The sequence below is a fragment of the Cognatilysobacter lacus genome (assembly GCF_008274655.1).
GTDB lineage: Bacteria > Pseudomonadota > Gammaproteobacteria > Xanthomonadales > Xanthomonadaceae > Cognatilysobacter > Cognatilysobacter lacus.
Window position 1 is genome coordinate 1 of sequence record NZ_VTRV01000178.1, and the last position, 5,217, is coordinate 5,217.

Annotated in this window: 4 protein-coding genes; 2 read left to right on the top strand and 2 right to left on the bottom strand. The window is 67.6% G+C overall.

Features of this window, described 5'->3' with window-relative positions; all coding sequences use genetic code 11:
• Window positions 1-194: 194 nt before the first annotated feature.
• Window positions 195-563 (top strand): 6-carboxytetrahydropterin synthase QueD, encoded by a 369-nt coding sequence (gene queD / locus FW784_RS12510; protein ID WP_149353669.1) that lies wholly within the window; start codon window positions 195-197, stop codon window positions 561-563.
• A 178-nt stretch (window positions 564-741) separates the two neighbouring features.
• Window positions 742-1,197 (top strand): phasin family protein, encoded by a 456-nt coding sequence (locus FW784_RS12515; protein WP_187770803.1) that lies wholly within the window; start codon window positions 742-744, stop codon window positions 1,195-1,197.
• A gap of 140 nt (window positions 1,198-1,337) precedes the next feature.
• Here FW784_RS12515 and FW784_RS12520 read toward each other — a convergent pair whose 3' ends face one another.
• Complete coding sequence (locus tag FW784_RS12520) at window positions 1,338-4,493, bottom strand: multidrug efflux RND transporter permease subunit (protein WP_149353671.1); 3,156 nt, start codon at window positions 4,491-4,493, stop codon at window positions 1,338-1,340.
• 6 nt (window positions 4,494-4,499) lie between these two features.
• Window positions 4,500-5,217, bottom strand: a 718-nt coding sequence (locus tag FW784_RS12525) for an efflux RND transporter periplasmic adaptor subunit (RefSeq protein ID WP_149353672.1), incomplete at its 5' end; no start/stop codon positions are given.

The following is a 5,217-nucleotide window of genomic DNA, read 5'->3' on the forward strand; positions in this document are numbered from 1 at the left end:
GTGCCGGCGGCCGTTCGCGCCGCGCCCGCGGCCCGCGAAGGAGCAGGCACGGGCGCGGTCGGGGAGGTGTCGGCGTGCGATGCGGAGTGCGGCACTTCGGTGGGTCGCGATCAGTCGGCAGAACTTAGCAGACGACGATGCGCGTTCCGGGTCGTGCCCGGGCGGGTCCTGGGCGCCGCCGTACAATGCCAGCGATGGATATCTTCAAGGTCTTCACCCTCGAGGCGGCGCACCGGCTGCCCAACGTGCCGCCGGGCCACAAATGCGCGCGCCTGCACGGGCATTCGTTCCGGGTCGAGATCCACGTCCGCGGCGAGCCCGGCGAGGACACCGGCTGGGTGATGGACTTTGCCGATCTAAAGGCCGCGTTCCGTCCGCTCTACGAGCGCCTCGACCACAACTACCTCAATGACATCGAGGGGCTGGACAACCCGACCAGCGAACGGCTGGCGGAGTGGATCTGGCAGCGCCTGAAGCCCGGGCTGCCCCAGCTGTCGGAAGTGGCTATCCACGAGACCTGCACGTCGGGCTGCCGGTACTTCGGACCGGTCCAGGCCCGCTGATCCGGGGCTCGATCCTGCCGGCGCCCCGCGGGACCGCCGCCGCGTGAAGGCGCGCGCTCACGTTCCTGACCTACGGACAACGACCGACAAGCGGTTGTTGCACTGCAGCATGGGGAAGCCTATGCTGCATCGCACAACCCCGCTGCATCGGCCATTCCGGCCACTTCAGGAGCCCGCCATGTACGCACAGTTCAATGACCAGTTCGCCGCCGCTACCCGTCAGTTCGCCGACAACGCCGCGCGCATCAACCGCCTGACGCTCGAGAACGTCGAAGCGATCTTCGGCCTGCAGCTCGCTGCGATCGAAGAGCGCACCACGGCCACCTTCGCGTTCCTCGGCGAGGCTTCGCAGGTCCGTGACCTCGACGGCGCCAAGAACCTGTTCCCGAAGGGCGCGCAGATCGTCCGCGAGAACCTCGAGAAGTCCGTCGCGACCGGCCAGGACGTCATGGGCCGCATCGCGAAGGTGCAGGAATCGGTCGCGCAGATCGCCAAGGGCCAGCTCGAGACCGTCGCGCGCACCGCGAACGACACCGTCAAGCAGGCGCAGGACCAGTTCTCGCAGGCTGCCAAGGGCGCGACGAAGGCGACCGAGCAGGCTGCCGACGCCGTGACCGGCAAGTCCTCAAAGTAAGTTCCGCTTTCCAGTTCGCTGGAAACCGAACCCGGCAGCCCAGGCTGCCGGGTTTTTTGTTGCCCCGCGGCCAACCTCGCCGGAATCGAAACGAAGAAAGGCCCCGCGCGACGCGGGGCCTTCGTTGTTGCGCGTGGCAACTACAACGGAATGTGGTGATGCGCGTCGTTCGGATCGAGCTTCGGCGGATCGTCCAGCGTGTCGCCCAGCACGCGGCGCACGATCACGTAGAACACCGGGATCAGCAGCAAGCCGAGGAGGGTGGCGAAGAGCATGCCGCCGATGACGCCGGTGCCGATCGCATGCCGCGAATTCGCGCCGGCGCCGGTCGAGATCGCCAACGGCGTGACGCCCATGATGAAGGCGAACGACGTCATCAGGATCGGCCGAAGGCGCAACTTCGAGGCTTCCACCACGGCTTGTCGCAGCGGCTTGCCAGCCTGCCTTTCGGCGATCGCGAACTCGATGATCAGGATCGCGTTCTTCGCGGCGAGGCCGATCACGGTGATCAGGCCGATCTTGAAGTAGATGTCGTTCGGCAACTGGCGCAGGTCGGACAGTACGATCGCGCCGAGCACGCCGAGCGGCACCACGAGCAACACCGCGACCGGCACCGACCAGCTCTCGTACAGCGCCGCGAGGCACAGGAACACCACGACGATCGACAGGATCATCAGCATCGTGGTCTGGCTGCCCGAGAGGATCTCCTGGTGGGACTGCCCGGCCCAGTCGTAGCCGAAGCCCGGCGGCAGGTCGTTCTCGACGATGCGCTGCATCGACGCCATCGCCTCGCCCGAACTCCTGCCCGGCGCCTGCGAGCCGACGATCTCGACCGCCGCGAAACCGTTGTAGCGGGTGAGCGTCGGCTGCGCGACCGTCCACGTCGCGTGCACCACGTTCGACAGCGGAATCATCGTGCGCGTGCCATCGGCCTGCGTCGCACCGGGGGCGGGCGTGTAGAAGTGCGCGAGCGACTCGGGCCCGGTGCGGAACGGCGCGTCGGCCTGCATGAGCACGCGCTTGACGCGGCCGCCCTGCACGTAGTCGTTGACGTAGATCGGCGCCAGCATCAGCTGGATCGAGCTGTGGATGTCACCGACCGACAGGCCCATCGCCTGCGCCTGCACGCGATCGACGTCGAGCTTGAGCTGCGGCGACGGCTCCAGCGAGTTCGGACGTACGCCGACGAGCGTCTTGTCCTGGCCCGCCTTCTGCAGCAGCGTGCCCATCGCCTGCTGCAGCGCTTCGCGGCCCTTTCCGCTGCGATCCTGCAGGTACATGTCGAAGCCACCGAACGCACCGAGGCCATTCACCGTGGGCAGGTTGATCACGAAGATCTGCGCGTCGCGGATACCGGATAGATGCTGGTTCGCCTGCTGGATGTACTGCGTGGCGGTGATCTTGCGCTCGTTCCACGGCTTGAGCTTGATGAAGGCCATGCCCACGTTCTCGCCCTGGCCGATGAAACTGTACCCGGCCACCTGCATCATTCCCTCGTAGCCGTCGATCTTGTTGACCGCCGCCCGCACCTGCTCGAACACGGCCTGGGTGCGGCGCAGCGTTGCGCCCGGTGGTAGCTGCACGACGGCGAGCGCATAGCCCTGGTCTTCTTCCGGGAGGAACGAGCCGGGCATCCGCCAGAACAGGAAACCGGTCAGCGCGGCGAGCAGGCCGAACACGATCATCCAGCGCGGCGCGTGCTGCACGGCGCGGCCGACGTGGCGCACATAGGTGGTACTCATCCGGTCGTAGGCGCGATTGAATCCGCGGAAGATCGGGTTGCGCTTGTCGTGGTGCGCGCTCGGCTTGAGCAGGTTGGCGCACAGGGCGGGCGTGAAGCCCAGCGCGAGGAACGCGGAGAACAGCATCGCCATCGCGATCGTCAATGCGAACTGCTTGTACACCGCACCGGCCGAGCCCGACTGCAGCGCGCTCGGCACGAACACCGCGGCCAGCACCAGCGTGATCGCGATGACGGCACCGGTGATCTGCTGCATCGCCTTGTACGTGGCCTCGCGCGGCGGCAGGCCTTCCTCGGTCATGATGCGTTCGACGTTCTCGATCACCACGATCGCGTCGTCGACCACGATGCCGATCGCCAGCACCATGCCGAACAGCGAAAGCTGGTTGATGGTGAAGCCGAGCACCTTCATGCCAAGGAACGTGCCGAGCAGCGCCACCGGGATGACGAGCGTCGGAATCAGCGTGGCGCGCAGGTTCTGCAGGAACAGCAGCATGACGAGGAAGACCAGCACCATCGCCTCGGCGAGCGTCTGGATCACCTCGTCGACCGACACCCGCACGAACGCCGAGCTGTCGTAGGGCGAGAACCACTTGACGCCCTGCGGGAAGCTCGGCTGCAACTCCGCCATGCGCTGCTTGACCGCCGCCGCAACCTCCAGCGCGTTCTCGCCGGGCGCCAGTTGCACCGCAAAACCGGCGGCGGGCGCGCCGTCCCACTTCAGCTCGAAGGCGTGCGCCGAGCCCATCACCTGCACGCGGGCGACATCACGCAGTCGCACGGTGGCGCCGTTGGGATCGGCGCGCAGCAGGATGTCCTCGAACTGTTGCGGCGTCGAGAAGCGACCTTCGGCGGCGACGGTGGCCGTGAACATCTGCGTCGACGGCGATGGCTCACCGCCCACCTGGCCTGCGGAGAACTGCACGTTCTGCGAGCGCACCGCCTGCAGTACCTGGCTCGCCGAAAGCCCGAATGCCTGCAGGCGATCCGGGTTGAGCCAGATGTGCATCGCGTATTCGCCGCCGAAAAGCTGCGTGCCTCCGACGCCGGGCACGCGCGCGATCTGGTCCAGCACGTTGGAGGCCAGCAGGTCGGCGAGCGCATCCCGCCCGACCTTCGGATCGGTCGAGCGCAGCGCCACCACCATCAAGAAGCCGGAGTTCGCCTTCGCGACGGTGATGCCCTGCTGCGTCACGTCGGACGGCAGCCGCGGTGTCGCCTGCGCGACCTTGTTCTGCACCTGCATCTGCGCGATGTCGGGATCGGTGCCGGGCTTGAACGTCAGGTTGAGCGAGGCAGAGCCCGAACTCGACGACGCGCTGAAATAGTCGAGCCCGTCGATGCCGGTGAGCTGCTGTTCCATGATCTGCGTGACGGCGCGCTCGACCGTCTCCGCATTCGCGCCTGGATAACTGGCCGACACGCCCACCTGCGGCGGCGCGATGTTGGGGTACGACTCGATGCCGAGGCTGCGGATCGACAGCAGGCCCGCGATCACGATCATGATCGCGATCACCCACGCGAACACCGGGTGGTTGATGAAGTAGCGGGACATGGTCGATCAGCCCTTCGGCGCAGCGGCAGGCGCGTTCGCCGCGACCGGTGCATCGGGCTTCCACGGCATGGCTTTCACCGTCGCGCCGGGTTGCGCCTTCTGCAGCCCCGACACGATCACGCGATCGCCGGGCGCCAGGCCGCGGTCGACGATCCACATGCCTTCCTGCTGGCGATCGGCGCCGATGTCCTTGCGCGCGGCCTTGCCGTCGGCGCCGACCACCAGCACGTAGGCGCCCTGCGCATCACGCAGCACCGCCGTCTGCGGCACGAGATACACCGACGGCTGCAGCCCGAGGGTGGCGCGCACGGTCACGTACGTGCCCGGCAGCAGCCGATGCTCGGGATTCGGCAGGCGTGCGCGCAGCGATACGGCACCCGTCGCCGGGTCGACCACGCTGCCCTCGAAATCGAGCGAACCGCGCTTCCCGTAGGTCGTGCCGTCGGGCAGCACCACCTGCACGTCGCGGTCGCCCGGCTCGCCCTGCGATTGCGCGCGACGCAGCTGGTCGAGCTCGGCGATCGAGATGGAGAAATTCGCGTACAGCGGATCGATCTGGTCGACGGTGGTCAGGAGCGTCGCGCCGCCCTGCCCGACCAGCGCACCTTCGGTTACCTGCGCGCGACCGGCGCGACCGGAGATCGGCGCGCGCACCGACGCATACCCCAGGCTGATGCGAGAGCTGGCCAGCGCGGCGCGTGCCTCGGCGACTGCGGCCGAGGCG